The sequence below is a fragment of the Paraburkholderia sediminicola genome (assembly GCF_902859805.1).
GTDB classification, from domain to species: domain Bacteria; phylum Pseudomonadota; class Gammaproteobacteria; order Burkholderiales; family Burkholderiaceae; genus Paraburkholderia; species Paraburkholderia sediminicola.
The window spans coordinates 483,332-506,854 of the sequence record NZ_CADIKC010000004.1; the positions used below are offsets into that span (position 1 = coordinate 483,332).

The 23,523-nt window shown below is 62.7% G+C and carries 22 protein-coding genes; 11 read left to right on the forward strand and 11 right to left on the reverse strand.

The window, feature by feature from the left end:
- Nucleotides 1-31: 31 nt before the first annotated feature.
- Nucleotides 32-925, reverse strand: a complete 894-nt coding sequence (locus R8871_RS18205) for a LysR substrate-binding domain-containing protein (protein WP_175051682.1) — start codon at nucleotides 923-925, stop codon at nucleotides 32-34.
- A gap of 577 nt (nucleotides 926-1,502) precedes the next feature.
- On the opposite strand from R8871_RS18205, the gene R8871_RS18210 reads away from it, so the two are divergent.
- The 7 genes from R8871_RS18210 (at nucleotide 1,503) to R8871_RS18240 (ending at nucleotide 7,990) form a co-directional block, all read left to right on the forward strand.
- The gene (locus tag R8871_RS18210) at nucleotides 1,503-2,597 is read left to right on the forward strand and encodes an ABC transporter substrate-binding protein (protein WP_175051683.1); all 1,095 of its coding nucleotides are present in this window, start codon (nucleotides 1,503-1,505) and stop codon (nucleotides 2,595-2,597) included.
- Nucleotides 2,594-3,577 carry an ABC transporter permease gene (locus tag R8871_RS18215; protein ID WP_175051684.1) on the forward strand — a complete coding sequence of 328 codons (984 nt, stop codon included), beginning with the start codon at nucleotides 2,594-2,596 and terminating at the stop codon, nucleotides 3,575-3,577. Before R8871_RS18210 ends, R8871_RS18215 begins: the two co-directional genes overlap by 4 nt.
- On the forward strand, nucleotides 3,574-4,470 hold the full coding sequence (locus tag R8871_RS18220) for an ABC transporter permease (protein WP_175051685.1): 897 nt from the start codon (nucleotides 3,574-3,576) through the stop codon (nucleotides 4,468-4,470). The genes R8871_RS18215 and R8871_RS18220 overlap by 4 nt, the downstream gene beginning before the upstream one ends.
- Before the next feature lie 49 nt (nucleotides 4,471-4,519).
- On the forward strand, nucleotides 4,520-5,593 hold the full coding sequence (locus R8871_RS18225; RefSeq protein ID WP_175051686.1) for an ABC transporter ATP-binding protein: 1,074 nt from the start codon (nucleotides 4,520-4,522) through the stop codon (nucleotides 5,591-5,593).
- Between the two features lie 90 nt (nucleotides 5,594-5,683).
- Nucleotides 5,684-6,508, forward strand: a complete 825-nt coding sequence (locus tag R8871_RS18230) for a transporter substrate-binding domain-containing protein (RefSeq protein WP_175051687.1) — start codon at nucleotides 5,684-5,686, stop codon at nucleotides 6,506-6,508.
- A gap of 67 nt (nucleotides 6,509-6,575) precedes the next feature.
- A complete protein-coding gene (locus tag R8871_RS18235; protein ID WP_175051688.1) occupies nucleotides 6,576-7,331 on the forward strand; it encodes an amino acid ABC transporter permease in 756 nt (251 codons plus the stop codon).
- Between the two features lie 2 nt (nucleotides 7,332-7,333).
- Nucleotides 7,334-7,990 (forward strand): amino acid ABC transporter permease, encoded by a 657-nt coding sequence (locus R8871_RS18240; RefSeq protein WP_093638600.1) that lies wholly within the window; start codon nucleotides 7,334-7,336, stop codon nucleotides 7,988-7,990.
- A gap of 76 nt (nucleotides 7,991-8,066) precedes the next feature.
- On the opposite strand, the gene R8871_RS18245 is transcribed toward R8871_RS18240, so the two are convergent.
- From R8871_RS18245 to R8871_RS18255, 3 genes are read right to left on the reverse strand one after another with little or no spacing between them, the layout of a single operon-like run.
- Nucleotides 8,067-9,347, reverse strand: coding sequence for a c-type cytochrome (locus R8871_RS18245; RefSeq protein ID WP_175051689.1), 1,281 nt, complete (start codon nucleotides 9,345-9,347; stop codon nucleotides 8,067-8,069).
- 12 nt (nucleotides 9,348-9,359) lie between these two features.
- Nucleotides 9,360-11,603 (reverse strand): xanthine dehydrogenase family protein molybdopterin-binding subunit, encoded by a 2,244-nt coding sequence (locus tag R8871_RS18250; protein ID WP_175051690.1) that lies wholly within the window; start codon nucleotides 11,601-11,603, stop codon nucleotides 9,360-9,362.
- Between the two features lies 1 nt (nucleotide 11,604).
- Nucleotides 11,605-12,060, reverse strand: a complete 456-nt coding sequence (locus R8871_RS18255; RefSeq protein WP_054036421.1) for a (2Fe-2S)-binding protein — start codon at nucleotides 12,058-12,060, stop codon at nucleotides 11,605-11,607.
- Between the two features lie 453 nt (nucleotides 12,061-12,513).
- Here R8871_RS18255 and R8871_RS18260 point away from each other — a divergent pair, with 453 nt between their 5' ends.
- Both R8871_RS18260 and R8871_RS18265 read left to right on the forward strand, forming a co-directional pair.
- Nucleotides 12,514-12,912: a hypothetical protein gene (locus R8871_RS18260; protein ID WP_175051691.1), complete on the forward strand. Its 399-nt coding sequence runs from the start codon at nucleotides 12,514-12,516 to the stop codon at nucleotides 12,910-12,912.
- 468 nt (nucleotides 12,913-13,380) lie between these two features.
- Nucleotides 13,381-14,199 (forward strand): alpha/beta fold hydrolase, encoded by an 819-nt coding sequence (locus R8871_RS18265; protein WP_175051692.1) that lies wholly within the window; start codon nucleotides 13,381-13,383, stop codon nucleotides 14,197-14,199.
- A gap of 169 nt (nucleotides 14,200-14,368) precedes the next feature.
- Here R8871_RS18265 and R8871_RS18270 read toward each other — a convergent pair whose 3' ends face one another.
- Both R8871_RS18270 and R8871_RS18275 read right to left on the reverse strand, forming a co-directional pair.
- A complete protein-coding gene (locus tag R8871_RS18270) occupies nucleotides 14,369-15,322 on the reverse strand; it encodes a peptidoglycan DD-metalloendopeptidase family protein (RefSeq protein ID WP_175051693.1) in 954 nt (317 codons plus the stop codon).
- Between the two features lie 661 nt (nucleotides 15,323-15,983).
- Complete coding sequence (locus R8871_RS18275) at nucleotides 15,984-16,400, reverse strand: hypothetical protein (RefSeq protein WP_175051694.1); 417 nt, start codon at nucleotides 16,398-16,400, stop codon at nucleotides 15,984-15,986.
- Nucleotides 16,401-16,409: 9 nt separating this feature from the next.
- Here R8871_RS18275 and R8871_RS38720 point away from each other — a divergent pair, with 9 nt between their 5' ends.
- Nucleotides 16,410-16,544 (forward strand): hypothetical protein, encoded by a 135-nt coding sequence (locus R8871_RS38720; RefSeq protein ID WP_281370239.1) that lies wholly within the window; start codon nucleotides 16,410-16,412, stop codon nucleotides 16,542-16,544.
- Between the two features lie 137 nt (nucleotides 16,545-16,681).
- Here R8871_RS38720 and R8871_RS18280 read toward each other — a convergent pair whose 3' ends face one another.
- The 5 genes from R8871_RS18280 to R8871_RS38470 all read right to left on the reverse strand — a co-directional run bounded on the left by R8871_RS18280 (nucleotide 16,682) and on the right by R8871_RS38470 (nucleotide 22,832).
- The gene (locus R8871_RS18280) at nucleotides 16,682-17,944 is read right to left on the reverse strand and encodes a c-type cytochrome (protein WP_175051695.1); all 1,263 of its coding nucleotides are present in this window, start codon (nucleotides 17,942-17,944) and stop codon (nucleotides 16,682-16,684) included.
- A complete protein-coding gene (locus tag R8871_RS18285) occupies nucleotides 17,941-18,672 on the reverse strand; it encodes a (2Fe-2S)-binding protein (protein ID WP_175051696.1) in 732 nt (243 codons plus the stop codon). The genes R8871_RS18280 and R8871_RS18285 overlap by 4 nt, the downstream gene beginning before the upstream one ends.
- Nucleotides 18,669-21,497 (reverse strand): xanthine dehydrogenase family protein molybdopterin-binding subunit, encoded by a 2,829-nt coding sequence (locus tag R8871_RS18290; protein WP_175051697.1) that lies wholly within the window; start codon nucleotides 21,495-21,497, stop codon nucleotides 18,669-18,671. The genes R8871_RS18285 and R8871_RS18290 overlap by 4 nt, the downstream gene beginning before the upstream one ends.
- A 446-nt stretch (nucleotides 21,498-21,943) precedes the next feature.
- A complete protein-coding gene (locus R8871_RS18295) occupies nucleotides 21,944-22,699 on the reverse strand; it encodes a DeoR/GlpR family DNA-binding transcription regulator (protein ID WP_246287615.1) in 756 nt (251 codons plus the stop codon).
- Nucleotides 22,665-22,832: a hypothetical protein gene (locus R8871_RS38470; RefSeq protein WP_246287616.1), complete on the reverse strand. Its 168-nt coding sequence runs from the start codon at nucleotides 22,830-22,832 to the stop codon at nucleotides 22,665-22,667. The genes R8871_RS18295 and R8871_RS38470 overlap by 35 nt, the downstream gene beginning before the upstream one ends.
- Between R8871_RS38470 and R8871_RS18300 the strand changes: the two genes are divergently transcribed.
- A complete protein-coding gene (locus tag R8871_RS18300; RefSeq protein WP_175051698.1) occupies nucleotides 22,831-23,418 on the forward strand; it encodes an NUDIX domain-containing protein in 588 nt (195 codons plus the stop codon). The two genes, R8871_RS38470 and R8871_RS18300, sit on opposite strands and share 2 nt — an antisense overlap.
- Nucleotides 23,419-23,523: the final 105 nt, after the last annotated feature.

Consider the following 23,523-nt stretch of genomic DNA (forward strand, 5'->3'; position numbering starts at 1 on the left):
CACGCTCTACGCAAACGAGCGGTCCCGCTCCTTACTCTTCCCAATGCTCCGCAATCCAGTCGCGAAACAGATTCAGCTTCTGCTGATGCGCGACTGAATCCGGATACACGAAGTAATACCGCCAGCCGGTTTTGAGCACCGTATCGAACGGCCGCACGAGACGCTTGGCCGCGACGTCTTCGTCGATCAGGGCAAGATCGCTGATGGCGACACCGAAGCCCTGCAAGGCGGCGTTGGTCGCCATGTCGAGCGTGTCGAAGCTCGGGCCGTGTTCAGCGTCGATCGCCGGCGCATTCGCGGCATCCATCTCGGTCACCCTGGCGAGCCACATCTTCCAGTCGCGATGGTCGCGCGTTGGATGCAGCAGCGTGTGGCGCGCCAGATCCGCCACCTCCTTCAACGGTTTGTCTTTCAACAGATCCGGCGCGCACACCGGCGTCAGACGCTCCTCGAATAAGGGCACTGCCTGCACATCCGCGCCCGGTGACGAGCCATAGATGATCGCCGCGTCGAACGGCTCGAGCTGGAAGTCGACGTCGTGCTGCCAGGTAGTGGTGATCTGAACATGCAGCTCGGGATACTCGGCCTGGAAGCGCATGATCTTCGGCAACATCCAGCGCATCACGCAGGTCGGCACTTTCAGCGCGAGATCGGTGCGCTGACGCGTGAGGCGCAGCGATATCTCTTCGATACGCGCGAAGCTCTCCTTGACTGCCGGCAGCAACAGTTCGCCTTCTGCGGTCAGCGTCAGGCCTTTCGCGTGGCGCTTGAAGAGCGGAAACTTGTAGTAATCCTCGAGCGCGATGATCTGCCTGCTTACCGCGCCCTGCGTCAGGCATAAATGGTCAGCGGCGCGCGTGAAGCTGCGGTGCCGCGCCACGGTTTCGAAAATCTGCAGCGCATTGAGCGGCGGGAGACGTCGCATCTGGTTGAGTCCGGTCAGGGATCAGGAAAAGTCATTGCGTGGGCGGCTGGCGTTGTGCGCCATCGCGCCCCTTGAACCCACAGGATACGCGATAAGAATATTTTTCACGCGTTGCGCGCGAGCGAATATGCATGCACTTTGCTCATGACACGGCTGTCAATTCCGGCGTGGCCGCGCCCGCTTGCACCGACTCAGGGCAGATGCCGCCAGCCATCGCACCAGAACCGAGCTTTCCTCATACCTCCTGGCGGGCCGCACGCGCGAAAAAATCATGGACGTTAACCCCGATACGCCACTGGATTGGCGTTCCCACGCACCACAGCCAAGCCGCCGCTAGCGTCCCACAAGCGCCGGCCCATGAGATTCAGTCATGCGCTCCATGCGCATATTTCGTTTGTTGAGGGATTTTGGCAAACCTAGAGTGCATCAACACGCAACGCATCCGGTATCGCGTGAGGTTGGGTACGTGGGGTTGAGTAATTCAGTCGGGCAAACCAGGCAGCGCAAATGGGCGATGCAGCGGCAGCGGTCAGAGCGAATATCACCAGGCAACAGGCGTTCAACACAGGAGACCGCCATGCAAGAGATCAAACGGGGTAGAAGGCAGGCCATCAAGGCAATCGGCGCAGCACTCGCGGCGTCCAGTTTGCCGATGCCGTTCGTCAATCTGCGGGCACAGGAGCACAACTTCTCCGGCAAGACACTGCGCTTGCTGACCTGGTCGGACGACACCGGCGCCGCCGCCTTGCGCAACATCGCCGCCACCTTCACGGCGAAGACCGGCGCCAAGGTGATCGCGGACCGCGCCGACGGCACCTCCGGCATGGTCGCCAAGGTCAAGGCCGCGGGCGACCGCCCGACTTATGACGTCATCACGCTGGCCGGCGTCGGCGCGGCGGGGCTCGGCGACGCGGGTCTCCTGATGAAGCCCGATCTCGACAAGCTGCCGAACCTGAAGGAGGTCGCGCCGCAATACCGCACGGGCGCGAACGGCTTCGGCGTGGGTTATCTGCTGTGGTCCGACGGCTTGATTTACAACACGTCGACGGTCAAGACGGCGCCGTCTTCGTACGAAGCACTGTGGGACCCGAAGTACGCCGGACGCCTGTTCCTGCCGCCGCCCGAGTGGGCCGAAGCGGTGGACCTCGCGATCATTGCCGCGAAAATGAACGGCGGCTCGCAGCAGAACATCGAGCCGGGCTTCAAGAAGCTGATGCAGTTGAAAGACCACGTGATGACGCTCGGCGAGAACCCGAACCAGGTGGCCGATCTGTTCCGCACCGGCTCACTCGATATCGGCGGCATCTATTCGCCGGCCTTTTTCCCGGACCAGATCCGCAAGCCCGAGTACAAGATGGGCGTGACCTACGGCATGAAAGAAGGCTTCGCCACGCAACTGATGTTCACGGTGATCCCGAAGTCGCATCCCGCCGACAGCGATCTGATTCACGCCTTCATCAACCATTCGCTCGATGCCGGCGTGCAGGGCCGCATGGCTGCCGACGTGCTGAACGGACCGGTCAATTCGAAGGCGGTGATTCCCGCCGAGAGCCGCGCATTCGTACCGAGCCCGCAGCAGATCGCCGAGAAAGCGATCCTGCATGACGACAAGGCGCTCGCCGTCGTGCAGCCTGCGTGGATCAAGCGCTACACCGAAATTTTCTCGGCATGACCGCGATGCTCGCGCGTTTTTCGCGGCGTGCCTCATCGGTGTCGGACGCCGCGTCGGCTGATGCGTCGGGCGCGGCTTCCGGCTCGCCCGGCGCCGCTTCCCGCGCGCCGGAGGAGCAGGCATCCTCGGCGCTCGCGAAAGCGCGCCCCTGGATTCTGCTCGCGCCCATTCTGCTGTTTCTGGCCATTCTCGGCGCGGCAGCGCTCGTCGTGCTGCGCATGAGCTTCGGTACGCAAGGCAATGAATGGCGCGGCTTCACGCTGCAGAACTATGCCGATCTCCTCGACGGTTATTTCCTGAAGTCGCTGTGGCTCACGTTGAGGCTCGCCTTTCAAAGCATGGTTTGCGCCGTGCTGCTGGCCATTCCCGTCGCATTGGCGATGGCGCGCACCAAGTCGCGGCTTGCGCGGCGGCTGTTGCTCGCGGGCGTGCTGCTGCCCTTGCTCGTCAATCTGCTGCTGCAAGGTTATGGCTGGCTGATCATTCTCGGGCCGGCCGGTTTGCTCAATCACGCGCTTCTTGGCAGCGGCCTCGTCGACCGTCCGGTGATGTGGCTGTATCGCGAACATGGCGTGTTGCTCGGTTTGATCCAGACGGCGTTTCCTCTGGCTGTGCTGCCGTTGTCGAGCGCGATGCGCGCGGTGTCGAGCTCGTATGAAGAAGCCGCGGCCACGCTCGGCGCAACGCGCTGGCAAACGCTGCGTCATGTGTTGCTGCCGCTCGCCATGCCGGGTCTCGTGTCCGGCGCGCTGCTCGTGTTCGCGTACAACGCCAGCGCCTTCGCCGTGCCGCTGCTGCTCGGTGGACGCCGTGTGCCGATGCTCGCCGTGCTGGTCCACGACCAGGTGGCGCCCCTGCTGAACTGGCCGGCCGCTTCCGCATCGGGCGTCGTCTTGATGGTCGCGACGCTTACCGTGATGGCACTGTCGCAGCGCCTCGTGCGCCGCACGCAACGTCTCGCCGAGGAGCCTCACGCATGAGCACGCCGATCCAGACTCCCCTGACGCGTCGGCCGGGTTCACCGCGTCCCCCGCGCCTGCCGCGTTTGCCGACCACCATGCCCGGCCAGCTCGGCAAAGCCACCGCGCTGCTCGCCGCCATCGTGCTGTTCCTCGCCGCACTGCCGATCCTGACGATGATCACCATGTCGTTCAGCGCGGGCGACACGCTCGAATTCCCGCCGCACGCCTACGGCCTGCACTGGTACCGCGCGGCGTGGCACAGCTTCGTCTCGCCGGACGCAAGCGACTCGCTCTCGATGGGCGCCGCGCTCAGCACGAGCCTGATCGTCGCGCTCTCGACGATGGTCATCGCCACGCTCGTCTCGGTGCCCGCCGCTTATGCGTTGAGCCGCTACCGTTTTCGCGGCAAACCCGCCGTCGAACAACTGGTGGCCTTGCCGCTCGTCTATCCGCTGGTGATGCTCGGCCTGTCGCTGCTGCTGGTGTTCAACGTGCTGCCGGTCGAACTCGGCGTGTTCCGCCTGATCATCGCGCACGTGATTCTGGCGCTGCCGTTCACCGTGAAAAATTGCGCGGCATCGGTGGCCTCGATCGGCCCGGAGTTCGAGGAAGCCGCCTGCGTGATGGGCGCGAGCCCAGGCCGCGCGCTGATCGACGTGATCCTGCCGCTGATGCGCCCCGGCATTCTCGCCGGCATGCTGTTCGCGTTCATCGTCTCGTTCAACGAATTCACGGTGACCTTCTTCCTGTACGGCATCGACACGATGACGCTGCCGGTGTGGCTCTACAGCCGCACGGTGTCGTCGCTCGATCCGACCGTGTTCTGTTTCGCCGTATTCATCGTCGCGATCGACTTTGCGCTGATCTGGCTGCTCGAAAAGCTGATCGGCGACGAAGGGGTGGCGCTTTGACCACCCGTTCGATTCGCGCTGCGATGACGCCTTCTTGCTGGAGCATTCGATGACCCATCTGACCTTGCAGGCCGTGACCAAACGCTTCAACGCGGCCTATGCCGTCGACAGCGTCGATCTGAGCGTGCCCGACGGCAAGCTGGTGTGCTTTCTCGGGCCGTCCGGCTGCGGCAAGACCACTCTCTTGCGGATGATCGCCGGGCTGGAAACACCGAGCTCGGGCAGCATCAATTTTGCCGGCCGCGACATCACGCATCTGCCTGCGAACCAGCGCGACTTCGGCATGGTGTTTCAGTCGCTTGCGCTGTTTCCGCATATGACGGTGGCGCAGAACGTCGCGTATCCGCTCAAGCTGCGCAAGACCGCGAAAGACGCGCAAGCGCGCCGCGTCGCCGAACTGCTGGAGCTGATCCAGTTGCCGCACATGGCGAACCGCCCGGTCACCCAACTCTCCGGCGGCCAGCGGCAACGCGTGGCGATTGCCCGCGCGATCGCCTCGCAACCGAAACTGCTGCTGCTCGACGAACCGCTCTCCGCGCTCGACGCCAAGCTGCGCGAAGCGATGCAGGTCGAAATCCGCCTGCTGCAACAGCGTCTCGGCATCACGACGATCATGGTCACGCACGACCAGCGCGAAGCGATGACGATGGCCGACGAAATCGTCGTAATGGAAAAAGGCCGCATCGCCCAAGTCGGCAAGCCGCTCGATATTTATCGCGATCCGGTCAGCGAATTCGTCGCTGACTTTATCGGCCTCGGCAACATCCTGCCGGTCAGCTACGACGGCGCGGGCAGCGTCAGTCTGCCGGGCGGAACGCGCATTGCGGTTGCGCAACCGACGCGGATGCCGGAGTCCAGCAGCGATATCCGTCTGCTGATCCGGCCGGAAGATGTCTGCGTCAAAACAGCGTCCGGCGATGCCGGGCAGAACCGGCTCGCCGGCACGGTGACTTTTATCCGTGACGTGGGGGCGTCGCTGGAAGCCACGATCGATTGCGCAGGATTCACGCTGACTGCCGCGACCACGCCGCGCGAAACGCCGGGCCTTACGCTCGGCATGCCGGTGTTCGCGGAATTGCCACCGCACGCGTGCAAACTGATCGCCGCCCGTGCGGCGCACTGAAACGTGTCGCTGACGCAAGGCATCGAAACGCGTCGCTGAAGCGTTCACAGAAACCCATTCCAATACCGAGTTTTCGACAGAGGAAAGACCATGAATCAGCCCCAAGTTGCTCAATCGAACGCGCGCCGTGTCTTCGCCACCCTCGCAGCGACGCTCGCCTTCACCGGCCTTGGCGCACTGTGCGCCTTTTCGTCGGCCGCGCATGCGGACGCGCTCGACAACATCGCCAAGTCCGGCACGGTACGCATCGGCGTATTCGAGGACTACCCGCCGTTCGGCTCGATCGGCCCGGACATGAAGCCGATGGGCTACGACATCGACGTCGCCAACCTGATCGGCAAGGCGCTCAATGCAAAGGTCGAACTCGTGCAGGTGACCGGCGACAACCGCATGGCCTACCTCGCCGACCACAAGGCTGACATGCTGCTTTCAGTCGGCCAGACGCCGGAACGCGAAAAGGTAATCGACTTCTCGCAGCCTTACGCGCCCTACTACCTCGCCGTCTTCGGCCCGAAGACGCTGCCCGTGAAGAACGCCGCCGACCTCGCCGGCAAGTCGATTTCGGTTGCGCGCGGCACGCTGGAAGACCTGAGCGTGACCAAAATCGCGCCGCCTAGCGCGACCATAAAAAGATTCGACGATCCTAACGGCGCAATTTCGGCGTTTCTTTCTGGTCAGGTACAGTTGATGGTAGTCGGCAACGACGTCGGCGCAACCATTCTGGCGCGTCATCCGGCAAACGATCCGGAGCAGAAGTTCTCGCTGTTCAGCTCGCCGGATCACGTCGGTTTGAACAAGAACGAGCCGCGTCTGAAGCAGAAAGTCGACGAAACGATTGCCAAGGCCCGCAAGGACGGCACCATGAACGCGATTTCGCAGAAATGGCTGCGTGCGCCGCTGCCGGCCGACCTCTGAACCTTTATTGCGCGGACCGGCCTGGCCGGCCCGCGCCGGAGTTTGACCTCACGATGAGCGCCACGCTATGACTTATGCGTTCGATTTCAGCGGCTTCGGCCTCTATGCGGGGCTGCTCGCGCGCGGCGTCGCCGTCACGCTGGGGCTGACCGCCGTGTCCACCCTGCTCGGCGGTCTCGTCGGAATTGGCGGCGCGAGCATTGCGGTGGCCGGACCGAAGTGGGCGCGCTGGGTGGTTGCGACTTATGTCGAGTTAATCCGCAATACGCCCTTCATCGTGCAGTTGTTCTTCATCTTTTTTGGCTTGCCGAGCCTCGGTATTCATATCGACGAAGTGCAGGCCGCGATTCTGGCGATGACCGTCAATCTCGGCGCGTACGCGATCGAAATCGTGCGCGCCGGCATCGACTCGATTCCGCGCGGCCAGGTGCAGGCGGCGCAAGCGCTTGGCCTGCATGGGCGGCAGGTGTTTCGCTACGTCGTGCTGCCGCAGGCGGTCGCCAACGTGTTTCCCGCGCTGCTGAGCCAGGTGCTGATCGTGATGCTCGGTTCGGCAGTGGTCTCGCAGATCTCGGTGCCCGATCTGACCTATGCGGCCAACTTCATCCAGTCGCGTAACTTCCGCTCGTTCGAGAGCTACGTGATCATCACCGCGACGTATCTGGTGTTGTCGATCGTGTTGCGGCAACTCATGAACCGGCTCGGCCGCGGACTGTTCGCGGGCCGCGCGGCTCGCGGCGGCAGCAGCGACAGCGCGCCGCGTAACTGGCGCGACCGCCTGATGTGGCGCGCCGCCGCCCGCACTTTGCCGACGGAGCGCTGATCATGGTCGAATTCACGCTGTGGGACATCGCCCGCAATCTGTTGCTCGCCGCCCGCTGGACGGTGCTGTTGTCGTTGATCGCGTTTGTCGGCGGCGGCATTGTCGGGCTGATCCTGCTCGCCATGCGCGTGTCGCCGTTGCCGTGGTTGCGGCGGATCGTGGTGGTGTATGTGGAAGTGTTTCAGGGCACGCCCTTGCTGATGCAGCTGTTTCTGGCGTTCTTCGGCCTGCCCTTGCTGGGTGTCGATGTGTCGCCCTGGGTTGCGGCAACTGTCACGCTGACGCTTTATACCAGCGCGTATCTGGTCGATATCTGGCGCGGTTGCGTCGAAGCCGTGCCGCGTGGTCAGTGGGCTGCGGGCGCAAGTCTGGGCATGACGTTCAGCCAGCAACTGCGCTACATCATCTGGCCGCAGGCGCTGAAGATCGCCGTGGCGCCGACGGTCGGTTTCCTTGTGCAGGTGGTGAAGAGCACGGCGCTCGCGTCGATCATCGGCTTCACGGAATTGACCAAGACCGGCACGATGATCACCAACGCCGCATTCCGTCCGTTCCCGATCTACGGCATGGTTGCGATGATTTACTTCGCGATGTGTTTTCCGTTGACGTGGTATGCGCGGGTACTGGAGAAGCGGCAGAAGGTGGGGCAGCACCGATAACGCCGTCTTACGGGCCTGTAAAAAAACGGCAACCGTTTCGCACGGTTGCCGTTTTTTCGTTATCAGACCGGCGTTTTTATCTAGCCGCCTGGGTCGACTTCCGCAACTTCGCCACGTCGCCCGCCGTGACAGGCAACCCACCGTTATTCCACCCGGCCCGCACGAAGGTCAGCACATCGGCGATCTGCTGATCGTTGAGCACCGGCGCGTATTTCGGCATCGGATACGGCGCGGGAATGCCGCCGATCACCAGGTCCTCCGTGCCGTTCAACGTGACGTTGATCAGCGAAGACGGATCCTTCTCCAGCACGTTCGGATTGCCGGCCAGTGGCGCCAGCATCGGCGCAAACCCGCGTCCATCGACACCATGGCAGTGCATGCAATACGCCGTATAAACGCGAGCACCGGCATCGTTCGCGGGACGGTTCAGCGATACCTTCGTCGCTTGTGGATCGTACGTATAAGGCGGCGTACCGCTGCCGCCCGCCGGCGGTAGCGATTTCAGGTACGTGGACATCGCGGCGATGTCGGTATCGTTCATGCCCTGCGTGCTGTTGTTGATCACGCTGGTCATCGACCCGAATGCCGACGCGTGGCGATTGGCGCCCGTTTTCAGGAACGCCTGCAGATCCTGATCGTTCCAGCGACCGAGACCGACGTTATGCTCGCCCGTCAGGTTCGCGGCGAACCAGCCATCGAGCAGGCCGCCCGTCAGGAACGCACTGCCGCTTTCATCCAGCGCCTTCTCCTGGAACGCGATGCCGCGCGGCGTATGGCACGAGCCGCAGTGCCCCAGCCCCTGGATCAGATACGCGCCACGATTCCACGCGACATCCTTGCCCGGCTTGTCCTGATAGGCGCCCTTCTCCAGGAACACCATGTTCCAGAATTTCAACGGCCAGCGCATGTTCAACGGCCATTTGATGTCCGGCTCGCGGTTCGCCTGCAGCACGGGCGCCACGCCGCTCATGAAATACGCGTACAGCGCTTTCATGTCGTCGTCGTTGACCTTTGCATACGACGGATACGGCATCGCCGGATACAGGTTGTGCCCGTCTTTCGCGACGCCTTCGCGCATCGCTTTCGCAAAGTCCTCTTCCGTGTAACTGCCGATGCCGGTTTGCTGATCCGGCGTGATGTTGGTGGTGTAGATCTGGCCCATCGGCGTGGTCATCGGCAGGCCGCCTGCGAACGGTTTACCTTTCGGCGCCGTATGGCAAGCGACACAATCGCCGACCTTCGCCAGATAGGCGCCGCGCTGCACCAGCGCCTGATCGGCTGCCTGCGCCGGGGCTTGCGTCAGGAATGGCAATGCCACGCATAACGCCGCGCTGAAACCCTTGAGTGTGTTTTTCATGTCGGGCTCCAGTCAGGCGGTTTGTAGTTGGCTACCGACCGGCAATTGCCGCAGCCGCTTGCCGGTGGCCGCAAAAATCGCGTTCGTCAGAGCCGGCGCGAGCGCCGCCGTGCCCGGTTCGCCGATGCCGCCAGGCGCCTCGCTGCTCTTCACGATATGCACCTCGATCGGTGGTGTTTGATCGATGCGCAGCATCCGGTAGTCGGTGAAGTTGTTCTGCTCGACTCGACCGTCCTTGATCGTGATTTCGCTGTAGAGCGCCGCCGTGATGCCGAAGATGATGCCGCCCTGTACCTGCGCTTCGATCGTGTTCGGATTCACCACCATCCCGCAATCGACCGCACACACGATGCGTTTCACGGCCACCTCGCCCTGATCGACCGCAACGTCGACCACGATCGAAAAGAAGCTGCCGAACGCATGCATCACCGACACGCCGCGCCCTTGCCCCTTCGGCACCGCGCTGCCCCAGTTCGCCGCCTGCGTTGCAGTATTGAGCACGTTCAGCGCTCGCGGCGTTTTGCCCAGCAGATCCTGCCGGTATTTGACCGGATCGACTTTCGCCTGCGCGGCGAGTTCGTCGATGAAACTCTCGACCACGAAGGTGCCGCGCGTCGGCCCCACGCCGCGCCAGAACGCAGTCGGCACTGCATGCGGTTCCTGACGCACATAGTCGATCAGTTGATTCGGCAGGTCGTACGGCAGATCAGAGGCGACTTCCACTGCGTCCGGATCGAGCCCATTTTTGAATGCGGGCGGTGCGAAGCGCGCCATGATCGAGGAACCGACAATCCGGTGCTGCCACGCGATCGGCTTGCCGTTCGCGTCGAGGCCCGCGGAGATCTTGTCGTAGTAGTACGGCCGGTACATGTCGTGCTGGATGTCTTCCTCACGCGTCCACAGCACCTTCACCGGCGTCGACACCTGCTTGCCGATCTTGACCGCCTGCGTGACCATGTCGAACTCGAGCCGCCGGCCGAAGCCGCCGCCGAGCAGATGGTTGTGCACGACGATCTTGTCGGCAGGCAAGCCGGTGACGGCAACCGCGGCGTCCACCACCCGCGTCGGCACCTGCGAGCCGAGCCAGACGTCGCAGCCGTCGGGCCGCACGTGCACCGTACAGTTGATCGGCTCCATCGTGGCGTGCGCGAGGAACGGCTGCTGATACACGGCATCGACGCGTGTCTTCGCGTTTGAAAACGCGTTGTTCACGTCGCCGTCTTTACGCGCCACCGCGCCGTTGCGCTGCGACGCATTGGCCAGATCGTCGACGATCTGCTTCATGCCGACCTGCGCGCCCGCGCCTTCGTTCCATTTGATATCCAGCGCCTGCAAACCGCGTTTGGCGGCCCACGTGTGATCGCCGATCACGGCGACCGCGTTATCGACTTTGACAACCTGGCGCACGCCGGGAATTTTCTTCGCGTTGGTATCGTCGACGCTTGCAAGCGTGCCGCCGAACACCGGGCAGTTCGCGATGGCCGCGTAGACCATGTCGGGCACGCGCACGTCCAGTCCGAACATCGCCGTGCCGTCGACCTTCTCCGGCGAATCGAGACGCTTCACCGCCGTGCCGATCACCTTGAAGTCTTTCGGATCTTTCAACTTGACGTTCTGCGGTGCGGGCAGTTTGGCTGCGGCCGTCACCAGCTGACCGTAGCCAATGCTGCGACTGCTCGCTGCATGAATCACCTGACCGGCTTCTGCATGACAGCTGGCCGGATCGACCTGCCATTGCTGCGCGGCAGCGCTGATCAATACGGTGCGCGCCGTCGCGCCAGCCCGGCGCATCGGCTCCCATGCATAGCGGATCGACGTCGAGCCGCCAGTGAGCTGGCCGCCGAGCAGTGGATCCATGAAAAGCTTTTCGTTCGGCGGTGCATGGTCGAGCGTGACGGAATCGAGCGGCACTTCAAGCTCTTCGGCGATCAGCATCGGAATCGACGTGTAGACGCCTTGTCCCATTTCGACCTTCGGAATCACCAGCGTGACCTTGCCCGCGGTGTCGATCTGGATGAACGCGTTCGGCGCGAACACGCCGTTTTGCGGCGCTTCGTCGGCGTCACCGCCAATCACCGATTTGCCGGTTTTCTGGTCCTGACTCGCGGCCGGCATGCTGAAGCCGAGCAGCAAGCCGCCGCCGGTTGCAGCGCCCACCGTGACGCCAAATTTGAGGAAGGTGCGACGCGAGATGCCGCCCTTGCGCACGTTCAACGGCTGCGCGCCGTTTTGTGAATCGAGCAATCCCTGGGACATGTCAGGCTCCCTTCGCGGCTTGCTTGATCGCCGCGCGGATGCGGTTGTACGTCCCACAGCGGCAGATGTTGCCGGCCATGGCGGCGTCGATATCCGCATCGGTTGGATTGGGGTTGCTCGCGATCAGCGAAGCCGCCGACATCACCTGCCCGGACTGACAGTAGCCGCACTGCACGACGTCCAGCTGACGCCACGCCTGCTGCACCTTCTGCCCGGCCGGCGTGCTGCCGACTGCTTCGATGGTGGTGATTTTCTTATCGCCGACAGCCGCCGCCGGCAGCACGCACGAACGCACCGCGACGCCGTCGAGATGCACGGTGCACGCGCCGCATTGAGCGATACCACAACCGAACTTGGTGCCGGTCAAACCGACGAGGTCGCGCAAAACCCACAGGAGGGGCATGTCGGGGGGTGCGTCGACGGTATGCGTCTGGCCGTTGATGTTGAACGTTGTCATGGGCGGCTCCGGGTGGGGTTTATTGTTTATCAGACTGTTTAGACAGAGACGTCGAACCAAAACGCAAAGACTTGCCGTGTTTATTCGACACGCCGTGCTAATACGTCATGCGGCTACAGTTCAATTGCAGGGCAATGAGTACAGTAAATGATGCGCAGCGCGCGTGCACTGGAAGGGACCTGGAAATTGTAGCCGTGGATAAAGAAGTTCGCCGACAGCGTGAAATGATCGCGTGCGCATCCACACGGCGAAAAGGACTTCGCGGCGATGCTTGCTGGAAGTGAAACGAGATTCAAATCAATGCGTTACCATTGCGGCATTGGTTTGATCTGATGCGCTTCGCGTGAGCGCATCAATCTTATTGATGGATCTGCGAGCGATTTTGTTAGCATGGATCTGGCTTGACCCGATCGCCCGGCTTTGCCCGGCATGACTATCCGAAGGAGCGGCACGATGAACGACCAGCAATGCATTCAATTCCTCTCGGAGATTCGCAAACCGCTATTGGCGCTGCACAAGTCGATTCTCGATCACGAGCGCGCGGCGTATGAAAAGGAATTCGGCCCTGTGACTCCGGCGGCCTTCCTGCAGGTGCTCATTAACGGCTCGGCGTTCCGCTGGCTCACGCCGCTCTCCACGGTAATCGCCAACGTCGACGAAATTCTCGACGACAAGGAAGCGGACGCCGCCGATCGGCTCGCCGCAGCCGAAGCCGTCTCCGGCCTCTTTTCTCCCGACCAGCCCAACAACGCATTCCTGCCGCGCTACTTGCCGCTCCTGCAAGTCGACCCGGCGATCCTGCATCACCACGGCCAGGTTTCGCAATTGCTGCGCGGCGCTGAAGCGAAGTAACCGGCGGCGCGTTACTACGCCTGGGGCTCGTTGGGCTTCGCTGGCGTTAGCCGGAGGCTGTCGCTGTAGTGAAGCGTGGCAGCGCGGCATCCGGTATTGATTGCGCCTTCGGCTCCCGAATTCGCTCACCATTGCCATGCGCACATTCTGGTCGATCACGCGTCGTTTCGTTGGATACTGATTCGACGCGCCCTCGATGATTACCAGGCTCCCCGAATCCAGCCGACACAAAAATACCTTGTTTCAAGGTGATTTATGCTCGTTTCGTAACAGTGCGCGATATCCACGTCAATCACCCTTCAATCCGGCAACGCCGTTCGGCACGATCTTTTGAATTTGCCTGGCTTTGCTGAATAAAACAAAGGTGAGCTTTTGCGGGAGGCTTTCCGGGCGTGTTACGAAAAGCCGGTCAGCGCGCTTCGGAGCACCCTGCTAAGGTAAGCAGACTTTCTCGCGACGTTCATCATCATGCAAAACTGGCCGCTTCCTGAAAGCTATACGTTCCGTGATCAAACCGTGCGTTTTCGCGTGACCGGCGACGGCCCACCGCTGGTGCTGGTTCATGGCACGCCGTTTTCTTCGTATGTGTGGCATCGCATCGCCCCGCATCTCGCGCAAGTACGCACCGTGTATTACTACGATCTGCTTGGCTACGGCCAATCCGAGCAACGCGACGCTCAGGACGTCTCGCTCGGCGTGCAGAACGTGCTGCTGGCGGAATTGCTCGCGCATTGGGACCTCACGAATCCGGACATCGTCGCGCATGATTTCGGCGGCGCGACTTCCCTGCGCGCGCATCTCATTGACGGGTGCGACTATCGCAGCCTCACGCTGATCGATCCGGTGGCAGTCGCACCATGGGGTTCGCCTTTTGTGCAGCACGTGCGCGAACATGGCGCAGCGTTTGCCGGGCTGCCGCCCTATATCCACGAAGCGGTTGTGAAGGCCTACGTGCGCGGCGCGATTGCTCGCGACATTCCGGACGAGGAACTCGCGCCTTATGTGACACCGTGGCTCGGCGCAACGGGACAAGCCGCGTTCTACCGCCAGATCGCCCAGATGGATCAGCGCTACACCGACGCGGTCGAAACACGTTATTCGCAGATGCGTTGCCCGACGCAAATCCTGTGGGGCGAAGACGACCAATGGATTCCGCTTGAACGCGGCCGGCAACTGGCGGCGGTCATACCCGAGGCGCGCTTCCAGGCGGTGCCCAAGGCCGGTCATCTGGTGCAGGAAGATGCGCCCGAAGCGATCGTCGCAGCGGCGCTGCGCTGGTTCGATTGAGCGAAGGCGCGTTACGGGTAGACGATCTGATCTGCCCGGGAGCAGGCGCGGAGGACTCGGAGGACTCGAATGCGAGGATGTGACGAAGCAGCGACCCTGGCAAATTAATGACCGGGATCGCTGCCTGTTTGGTATTGGCGAAAAATCGCCGGCTGATTCTTAGGCGCGCCTAGCCGCGGCCTTGCGGCAAATAGGGCATCGGATCGACCGGCTTGCCGTCGCGGCGCAACTCGAAGCCGACGGACACGCGCGAGTTGTTCTCGTCGCCCATCTCGGCAATCTGCTGGCCTTGCCGCACGATGTCGCCGATTTTGACCAGCAGCTTGCGGTTGTGCGAGTACGCGGTCAAAAAGTCCTTGTTGTGCTGAACGATGATCAAACTGCCGTAGCCGTTCAAACCGGTGCCGGCGTACATCACCTTGCCGTCGGCCGCGGCCCGCACCGGATCACCGACCTTGCCGCCGATTTCGATGCCGCGCGTTTCGCCCGGCTGGAATGCTTCGACTACGCGGCCACCTGCAGGCCATGCCAGCGACACGCCGTTCGCATGCCGCGAAGTTTGCTGCGCGACTTCACGTGCCTCGGCGGCGCTGGGCGCGGGCGATAGCGTGGCGGACTGCGCCGTTGCCTGCGACGTGGTTGCCGCCGGCGCCTGCTGTGCGACAGGCGGAACCGCTGGCGCGGACGCAGCGGCAGCCTTCGCAGCGGCGGCTGCCGCGTTTGCGGCCCGCACCGTTTCCGGCGAAGCGACGTGCAGCACCTGCCCAAGCTTCAATCGCGAGGACGGCTTGAGCCCGTTCCACGCCTGTAACTGTCTGACACTGCAATGATGATGCTGCGCGATGCGCGCCAACGTGTCGCCACGCTTGACGCGATACACCAGTGGCGGCGACTTCTTAAGCGGCGTGCCGTCGTCGGCGGCCAACTGGACCGACGAACCTGCGAGCGCACCGGAAGCCGGCGCGGCAGCCGCAGCCGGCACACCGGACGCAGCCGATGCGCCCGCTGCCGCGCCAGTTTGTGCGTCCTGCTGTCCCACATTCGCACAACCGCTGACCGCCAGCGCGACCCACACGCCAGCCAGACTGGCCATCATTGTTCTGTCGAAACGCTTTCCCAACATGTTCGACTCCTGCTTATTGTTGGCGAGCCGGATGCTGCCCTGTCGCGTGCGATGCGCGCATTCTGACGAAGCGCTGCTTTCTGCCGCGACACAGCGAGGCCGCCTCGTGCGGCGCCCACCCGTGCCCTGCCGTCCAACCCAATCCCTTTCGCCCTACTGGATGCCCAGATGCCAGACCCCCGGATGCCTGAAAACAGCCGATCTTCCGCGAAAAGGGCCAGATTGCCGATTAAAATTCACGCGGAATTGTAAAGTGCGTTTTGCAAAAAACGTCCCGGTCCACACAAACAGATACAAACCTTACGTACGGTGTTGCAGACACGGTTGCATGCGCAACCAGTCCGCTCTGAGGGTCCCGGAGCCTTCGCTGCGCCGTGGTGGTCCCTGCCTGGTTCAGTTGCCGCCGCGCTGGCGGCATTAGCCTGCACAACAGCTTCGTCTGTGCTTCACGCGCGGTGCCGGCCTCGCGTCTCTACGCGCATGATCGCGAAGACTGCAGAGGGCCGCGCCGCCCGACGGCCGGACGATTACGTTTGCTTATCGGCAGAACACTGTGAAAACTTGAATTACTGGTACGCGAAACGCGGAGCTGAGATGGGGAAATGCGCAGGCGTGCGGCCAGACAGGCGTGTGCCCGCCCGGCCGCAGCGACTGGTATGACCTAGCTGTAGGTATGACCTTGGTACAGCACGAAGCCGACCGGATGATGCGTGAAATGCAGCACCGGCAGAACAGGGTTGTTGTTATCGGCGGTGGGATAGGCGCTGGCTTGAGCGATGTATTCGCCTTGCGCCTCGATTGGCTGCCCGACCTGCAGACCGGGGATTTCCTGCGCGAGCCCTTCGCTGTCGCCGTAGCGCACGGCAACGAATACTTCGGTGCCGACCAGGTTCTGCGTGCCGCCGTCGAACTTCACGACCGTGTCGATCTTGATGACGAATTGCTGGTGATCGGCGGCGTGGTGAAATTCCGGGCTGAGGAACACCTTGCTGATCGTACCCTGTACGCAAGCCAGCGGCGCGCCCACCGAATGAGGGTCACTATGATGAGGAAGAACCTGCGTTGCGAGATTGCTCATGAAGTCTCCGTGAAGGACATCGAATCGGTCTACGGCGGAACATACGGCGCGCCGCCGGACGACTACGGCGCGATACCGTTTGAGCAGACCATTACGCGTGAGTTCATTGCGCGTCATTCGCGGGAGACACGAGGATCAGCGTGAAGCGACGTCAATCATCGGCCTGGCGGCCTGGTGGCTCACCGGCCAGCACATAAAAAAAACCGGTGCCCTTATCGGCACCGGCTCTTTCTTGCATAACGACAAGCGCTTCATTTCCAGCGCCCAGCGCATGGCATGCTTCAGCGTAACGCCTTCACCACATCGGCCGTCACGTCGGCGGGTTGGCCGCCATACGTCGCGCGCAGATAGTTCGCGAGCTGCGTGAGTTCCGTGTCGCTGAGTTGCGTGGCGAAGCCCGGCATCTCCTGCATCCGCTCGAGGCCCGGGAAGTCCTGCGCGCCGATACCGTCGAGCATCGCCACGATCAGGTTGTGCGCATCGCTTTGACGCACTGTCGAGTTGCCGTGCATCGGCACCGCGACGTGCGGCTTGCCCTCGCCGCTCAGCCCGTGACAGCCGGCGCACACCGCGAGATACACATTGCGCCCGGCCTCGAGTTGCGCGGCATCGGCGGAGACCGATTGCAACGGCTGCGGCGCCGGCGCCTGGTCACCCAGCAGATAGGTCGACATCGCGCGCAGATCGTCATGCGTCATGTACTGACTGCTCAGGTGCACGACCGGATACATCTCGCCGAAAGCCGAGCCTTGTGGCGCAATGCCCGTGGCGAAGAACGTCTGCAGGTCCGCGGCGGTCCAGCCGCGTGCGGCCAAACCATGCGGCGTGATGTCCGGTGCGGCGATCCTGCCGAGCGCCGCGCCCGTCAACGGCCTGGCGCCGTCGAGCTGGCCGAACTTGCCGCGCGGCGTATGACATTCGGCGCAATGGCCAAGTGCGCTCGCCAGATAGCGTCCGCGATTCCAGTCTGCGGACTGCCCTTTCGATGCATCCGGCAACGAGTCCTTCAGGAACACCCAGTTCCAGAAGCGCACGCCAAAGCGCATGTTGAACGGGAACGACAACTCGGGCTCGTGGTTCGCCACGGCCGCCGGCTTCTGCGCCATCAGGTACGCGTAGATCGCATCGCTATCCGCGCGCGACAGTTGGCGGTAGGACGTGTACGGCATGGCCGGATACAACTGCTTCGTCGGCGTGACGCCATCGTGCAGCGCCTTGTAGAGATCGTTCGCGCTCCAGTTGCCGATACCGTGGTCCTTGTCCGGCGTGATGTTGGTGCCGTAGAAGGTGCCGAACGGCGAGGCCAGCTTCACGCCGCCGGCGAACGGCGCGCCATCCGACGTGGTGTGGCATGCCGCGCAATCGGCGGCTTTCACGAGGTAGCGGCCGCGCGCGAGCGGATCGGCCGCGGTGGATTGCGGGCCCATTGCGGCAGCGGCCTGCATCGCAGCAGCAGAGTCGTCGTGCTTACCGCAGGCGCTTAGCAAAGCGGCCGTGCCGAGCAACAGCAGCGCGCGGCGCACATTCATCGAAGGAGTCATCATGCCGCGTCCTTTACGAGGCCAGGCGTGGTCATCACCACCTCCTTCACGGCTTCGTAGTAGCGCACGTAGCCCGTGCAGCGGCAGATATGGTCGTTCAGCGCCTCAGTGATGGTTTGCTCGACCTTGTCTCTGGCAATCGGCTGACGCTTCAGACGTTCAATCAGCACGGTCGCCGCGTTGACGAAACCGGGCGTACAGTAGCCGCACTGAAAACTGAAGTGCTCGAGAAACTTCTGCTGGATCGGCGACAGTTCGACGACCTCGCCCGCTTCGTTGCGCTTCGCATGGCCTTCGATTGTGCGAATGGTTTTGCCGTGGAAAAAATTCGCGCCCGTGATGCAGGTGCGCACTTCTTCGCTGGTGCCGTCCGGCTTGTCGACGATCACGACGCACGCGTGGCAGATGCCCTGGCCGCAGCCGAGGCGCGAGCCGGTCAGGTGCAGATACTCGTGCAGGAAGTCGATCATCATCAGACCGGCTGGCACGTCGGTCGGGCCGACGATCTCGCCGTTCACCTTGACCGACACCGGCAGCGTGCGGAAATGCGTCAACGGACGCTCGACTACGATTGCTGCCGGCGCGCCGGCAGCAGCGCCCGCATTACCGCTAGCAGCGCCCGCGGGACCGGAGGCCGCAGCCGCTGCGGTAGAAGCGGAAGCGCCAGAAACAGAGCCCGAGGCAACAACGGCGCTCGCGGCGTTAGCGGAAGTTTGAGTGGTGGCCGTCATGCGAGCACCTCCTGAATACGTTGCGGGGTGACCGGCAGGTCGGTAAAGCGATGGCCGATCGCGTGCGCGATACCGTTCACGATGGCGCCGACCACCGGAATCATCACCACTTCGGCGATGCCCTTCGGCGGGTCGGTCTCGGTGAGCGGCGGCAGCACTTCGCCGGTCTGGGTCCAGACGGCGACGTCGGTCGCGCGCGGCAAGTGGTAGCGATTGAAGTTCCACGTCCCGTTGCCAGGACCGTCTTCATAGAGCGGCAGATACTCGTGTAGCGCATGGCCGATGCCCATCGCGAGGCCGCCTTGCAGCTGGCCCGACACAAGTTGCGGCGAGAGCTGATTGCCGCATTCCATGATCGAGTGGTGGGCGAGCAAGTCCACCTTGCCGCTCGCTTCATGCACCGACAACTCGACCAGCGTGCCGACCGCGCTGTAATACGTCACGGCGGCGTTGTTACGTTGAACCGGCGGAATGAACACGCGCTGACGATCGAGCACGCGGTAATGATTCGGCGTGGTTTGCAGTTTCTTTTTATCGGCCGAAGCGTTGTCGCCATATCGAAGCGCAAGCCCATCGAGCGGCAGCCGCTCGACATTGCCGTCGATCTCGAAGTCCGACTCGGTCCACTGCCAGCGATTGAACACGTGCACGGTCGCACCGGTGACCAGACCCAGCTCATGCGCCTTTTTCGCGAGTTGTTCGAACGGCAGCGCTTCGAGCCCCGCGGCGGACAGCTTGCCGTCGACCCAGCGCGCGTCCTCCATGCGTACCACCAGCGGCGCAGCTTGACCGCCGCCGCCGCCCTGGCTCCAGATCGCCATCGCCGCCGGCCACAAGCCGTGCGCGAAAACGACGCGTGCCGCTTCGCGCGTGCTGTGCGTAAAGTAAAACGCCGAATTCGTCGCGCTCGACGGCGACGCATAACCCGGCGACCAGCGCGGATTCGCGGCCAGCTTGTCCTGGTCTGCTTGCGACATCATGTACGGATCGCCGCTCGTGACGACCGGCAGATCGGGCCAATCGGTGATCGCGACATGCACGTCGGTGGCCGGCTTGCCGAGCCACTTCGCGACAGCGATCGCCTGCGAGGTCGACATGCCCGTGCCAATTTCGGCCGCCGTATGTTGCAAGCCAATCTTGCCGTCCGCGCTGAACTCGACCTTGGCGAACGAGGTTTCCGCGCCGGTGCCGAAGTCTTTCTGCACACAGGCAAAGCCAACGCCATAACGCTTGCCCGGATGCGCGGCTTCGAACTCGGCCTTACGCTTCGCGCGATTCACCCACAACGGATGAACCTTCGCCTTCTGCAACACGTCGTCGACACGAATCGCGCCTGCGGGCACCGCGCCCTGGGTGTTCTTCATGCCCGAACGCAGCGCGTTTTTCAGGCGGAAGTCGATCGGATCGAGTTTCAGTTGCGCGGCGATTTCGTCGACCATCATCTCGGTCGCGGCCATGCTTTGCAGCGTGCCGTAACCGCGTGCCGAACCGGCGTCGATCGCGCGTGAGGCGATCGCCACCGCCGAGAGATCGTTCTTCGGGAAGTAATAAATCGATTGCGCGGCCGTCGCGCCGACCATCGCCACCGACGGCGAGAAGTTGCAGCGACCACCGCCGTCTGCTTCCATCGCGGCCTTGAACGATTGCATCAGACCGGTGTTCTTATCGACGGCGATCCGGTAGTTCATCTTGAACGCATGGCGTTTCAACGATGTCTGGAACTGCTCGTAACGATCGTTTGCAAGACGCACCGGACGGCCGTCCGCATACATCGCGCAGACGAGGCCGTAGAACGGTACGTTGAAGTGATCCTTCGAACCGTAGCCCACCGTGTAGCACGGGTGAATGAACAGATTCTTCACCGGGAACGCGCACTTCGCGACCATGCCGGCCGCGCTGTCGGCAACTTCGGACGGCGCCTGAGTCGGCACGACCATGTGCAGCGACTGCGTCGCCGCGTCGTACCAGCAGTTCGCGTTGTCGGGTTCGAGCGCGGCCGTGTCGATCGACTGCGTGTTGTACTCGCGCTCCATGACGAGCCAGTCCGCCGACGGATGATCCAGTTCCTGCTGGATCTGGCCCGCGTGGAACATGCCCTGCTCGTCGAGCTTGCCGTGTTCGACACCGTCCGGCCACACCGGCTGGTGCTTGCGCATCATGCTCGGGAACACCGGCGCGTCTTTCAGGCTGGAGAAGATGTCGTCGTCATACGGCGTCTTGCCGCCGACGCGCACGAAGCGGAACGTGCCCCACGGATCGCGCTCGAGCGGCCCGGTTGGCGCGCCGTAACGGATGATCTGATCCTGGAACTTGAGCTTGTCTTTCGCGAAACGGAAGCGCGCGAAGTCGTGATAGATCAGGATCGCGACCGCCTGGCCGAGATACGCGGGCGTCTTGCCCGGCGGCAGCAACATGTCGTCGCCGTAAAAGGCCGGGAAGATCAGACCGTCGCGCGTCAGATCGGCCGCCGTCACCACGCGGTCAGGCTTCAAGTCGTCGCCCAGCAGCGACAGGTCGAAGCCTTCATAGCTTCGGTCGGCTTGCGTCGTGCGCAGGATGAAAGCGTGCGATTGCTGCTGCGGCCAGTGCGGCATGTCGGTGGCGCGGATGTCGCGCGCGAACACTTTCGAACCCGTCACTTTGGCGATACCGTCGATGCGGAATTTCGCCTGTCCGTTGGCGGCGTCCCACTGAACCGGCGTCAGAATTTTTTCTTCGAACAACGCAGCGAATGCGCGGCTGCCCATCGGCGCGATATACACCGACACACCCGCCAATACGCTGGCCTTCAGAAAACTACGACGCGAAAGGTCGAGTTTCCCCATGGACTTCTCCTTTAGTGAACACAGCGGCAACCCAATGGCAGGACAAACGCGAAACACAAGCCATCGCAGCGCGGCCGCATTTCAGCTTATACGCGGCAGACCTGCGCTGAATGGCTGTAAACCACGAGGGAGATGTTCGAGCTGCAGGCGCTTGCGCGCGCGGGCGTACCGGCGACGTGCAGCGGCCATTCCTTCGGCGATGCCGCAGTCGATCTGATCTACCTGGAACTACCGTGAGTTGCCTTTTCCCTGCCCTACAGGGGGCCAAGGGCCGGGATTATCTCGCTGTTTAGACGCACGGTGCGTCATTTTTTGTCAGCTATCTCGCAAATAACGGATTGGGTATGAATCGTTATAACAGCGGGTTTATTGCGCTTTTTGTTATCTGTCGCTGATCAGCGATAGCCGCTATTTTGTCGCGAGCGTACTTGCTAAAACGTATTTCATTAAGCACGCAGGATCGTGATCCCCAATGCTTCGAACGGCTTGGTCAGCATCTCTGGCGTGTTCCGCTCGACGACGATCGTGCTGGCCGCCGACACGTCCGCGATCTTGTACGCCGACGCCGCATTGAGTTTCTCCGCCGACGCCAGCACCACCGTTTCCGCGGCACGCTCCACGAGCGCGCGCTTCACGTAAGCCTCCTCCATATCGCCGGTGCTCAGGCCCGCTTGCGGATGCACACCCGTGACGCCCATGAAATAGAAGTCGGCGCGAATGTGACTGAGTGATTCGATGGCCGCTGCGCCCACGTTGACCATTGAATGCCGAAACAGACGCCCACCGATCATGATGACCTCGAGCTCCGCATGCTCCGCCAGTTCGACGGCGACGCTCGGGCTGTGCGTGACGATCGTCGCCCGCAAGTCGCGCGGCAGGTGACGCGCCAGTTGCACAGCCGTCGTGCCGCCGTCGATGAACGCAATCTGCCCGCGCGTGATCATGCCCGCCGCCGCCCGGCCGATCTCCGCTTTCGACGCCGATTCGATGCGCTCGCGCCCGGCAAAGTCCACCGCCGCCGGCGACGCCGGCAAGGCGCCGCCGTGTACGCGCTGAAGCTGCCCCTCGGCGGCGAGCTCGCGCAGATCGCGGCGGATGGTGTCCTCCGAGACGTCGAACTCGACGCTCAAGGTCCTGGCGATCACCTGCCCATCGCGCTTAAGCGCTTCAAGGATCAACTGTTTTCTTTGCGATGTGAGCATGGTGGCCGTCCGAAAGCATTTCGCCAGTTTGCACGAAATTTCTTGTTTTTGCACGATATTGCACGATACCATGAATCGCATGCGGTGCAGACCGCGCTTCCCAATGGAACAAATGGAACAGGATGCGAGCCATGAACGAAATCGCCGGACGGGTGCGGATCATCGACGTGAAAGTGCTATCGGACGACTGGTACGTGCTGAAGAAAACCACCTTCGACTATCAACGAGCGGATGGCAACTGGCAACGCCAGAGCCGCGAAACCTACGATCGCGGCAACGGCGCAACGCTATTGCTATACGACCCGCGCCGCCGCACGGTGGTGCTGACGCGGCAATTCCGTCTGCCGGCGTTCGTCAACGGTCATCACGGCATGCTGATCGAGGCGCCGGCGGGTCTGCTGGAGACAGCCTCGCCCGAAGAACGGATTCGCGCCGAAGTTGAAGAGGAAACCGGCTACCGCGTACACGACGTGCGCAAGGTATTCGAAGCCTTTATGAGCCCGGGTTCGGTGACGGAAAAGCTGCACTTTTTTGTCGCTGAATATGATGCGGTGGCGAAGGTCGGCGCGGGCGGCGGTATTGCCGACGAAGGCGAAGATATCGAGGTGCTGGAGCTGCCGGTGAACGAAGCGCTCGCGATGGTCGAGCGCGGCGAAATCGTCGACGGGAAGACGATCATGCTGTTGCAGTACGCAAAGTTGAATCTGTTCGGCGGGTAAGTGTCGGCTCGCGCGTCGTCCGGCGAGATCGCCAGCGGCGCGCATGGCCACTGACGCGCAATGTGGCGAGCGCCCCGCTCCCGCTACGGCCGTTCTCTCCGCGGC

Coding starts and splice junctions, on each gene's coding strand:
- R8871_RS18285 (WP_175051696.1), bottom strand. CDS start 18,672: ATGACGGCCACCACTCAAACTTCCGCTAACGCCGCGAGCGCCGTTGTT.
- R8871_RS18280 (WP_175051695.1), bottom strand. CDS start 17,944: ATGATGACTCCTTCGATGAATGTGCGCCGCGCGCTGCTGTTGCTCGGC.
- R8871_RS18230 (WP_175051687.1), top strand. CDS start 5,684: ATGAATCAGCCCCAAGTTGCTCAATCGAACGCGCGCCGTGTCTTCGCC.
- R8871_RS18290 (WP_175051697.1), bottom strand. CDS start 21,497: ATGGGGAAACTCGACCTTTCGCGTCGTAGTTTTCTGAAGGCCAGCGTA.
- R8871_RS18220 (WP_175051685.1), top strand. CDS start 3,574: ATGAGCACGCCGATCCAGACTCCCCTGACGCGTCGGCCGGGTTCACCG.
- R8871_RS18265 (WP_175051692.1), top strand. CDS start 13,381: ATGCAAAACTGGCCGCTTCCTGAAAGCTATACGTTCCGTGATCAAACC.
- R8871_RS38470 (WP_246287616.1), bottom strand. CDS start 22,832: ATGGCTCGCATCCTGTTCCATTTGTTCCATTGGGAAGCGCGGTCTGCA.
- R8871_RS18300 (WP_175051698.1), top strand. CDS start 22,831: ATGAACGAAATCGCCGGACGGGTGCGGATCATCGACGTGAAAGTGCTA.
- R8871_RS18255 (WP_054036421.1), bottom strand. CDS start 12,060: ATGACAACGTTCAACATCAACGGCCAGACGCATACCGTCGACGCACCC.
- R8871_RS18240 (WP_093638600.1), top strand. CDS start 7,334: ATGGTCGAATTCACGCTGTGGGACATCGCCCGCAATCTGTTGCTCGCC.
- R8871_RS18250 (WP_175051690.1), bottom strand. CDS start 11,603: ATGTCCCAGGGATTGCTCGATTCACAAAACGGCGCGCAGCCGTTGAAC.
- R8871_RS18205 (WP_175051682.1), bottom strand. CDS start 925: ATGCGACGTCTCCCGCCGCTCAATGCGCTGCAGATTTTCGAAACCGTG.
- R8871_RS18275 (WP_175051694.1), bottom strand. CDS start 16,400: ATGAGCAATCTCGCAACGCAGGTTCTTCCTCATCATAGTGACCCTCAT.
- R8871_RS18225 (WP_175051686.1), top strand. CDS start 4,520: ATGACCCATCTGACCTTGCAGGCCGTGACCAAACGCTTCAACGCGGCC.
- R8871_RS18210 (WP_175051683.1), top strand. CDS start 1,503: ATGCAAGAGATCAAACGGGGTAGAAGGCAGGCCATCAAGGCAATCGGC.
- R8871_RS18235 (WP_175051688.1), top strand. CDS start 6,576: ATGACTTATGCGTTCGATTTCAGCGGCTTCGGCCTCTATGCGGGGCTG.
- R8871_RS18270 (WP_175051693.1), bottom strand. CDS start 15,322: ATGTTGGGAAAGCGTTTCGACAGAACAATGATGGCCAGTCTGGCTGGC.
- R8871_RS18295 (WP_246287615.1), bottom strand. CDS start 22,699: ATGCTCACATCGCAAAGAAAACAGTTGATCCTTGAAGCGCTTAAGCGC.
- R8871_RS18215 (WP_175051684.1), top strand. CDS start 2,594: ATGACCGCGATGCTCGCGCGTTTTTCGCGGCGTGCCTCATCGGTGTCG.
- R8871_RS18245 (WP_175051689.1), bottom strand. CDS start 9,347: ATGAAAAACACACTCAAGGGTTTCAGCGCGGCGTTATGCGTGGCATTG.
- R8871_RS18260 (WP_175051691.1), top strand. CDS start 12,514: ATGAACGACCAGCAATGCATTCAATTCCTCTCGGAGATTCGCAAACCG.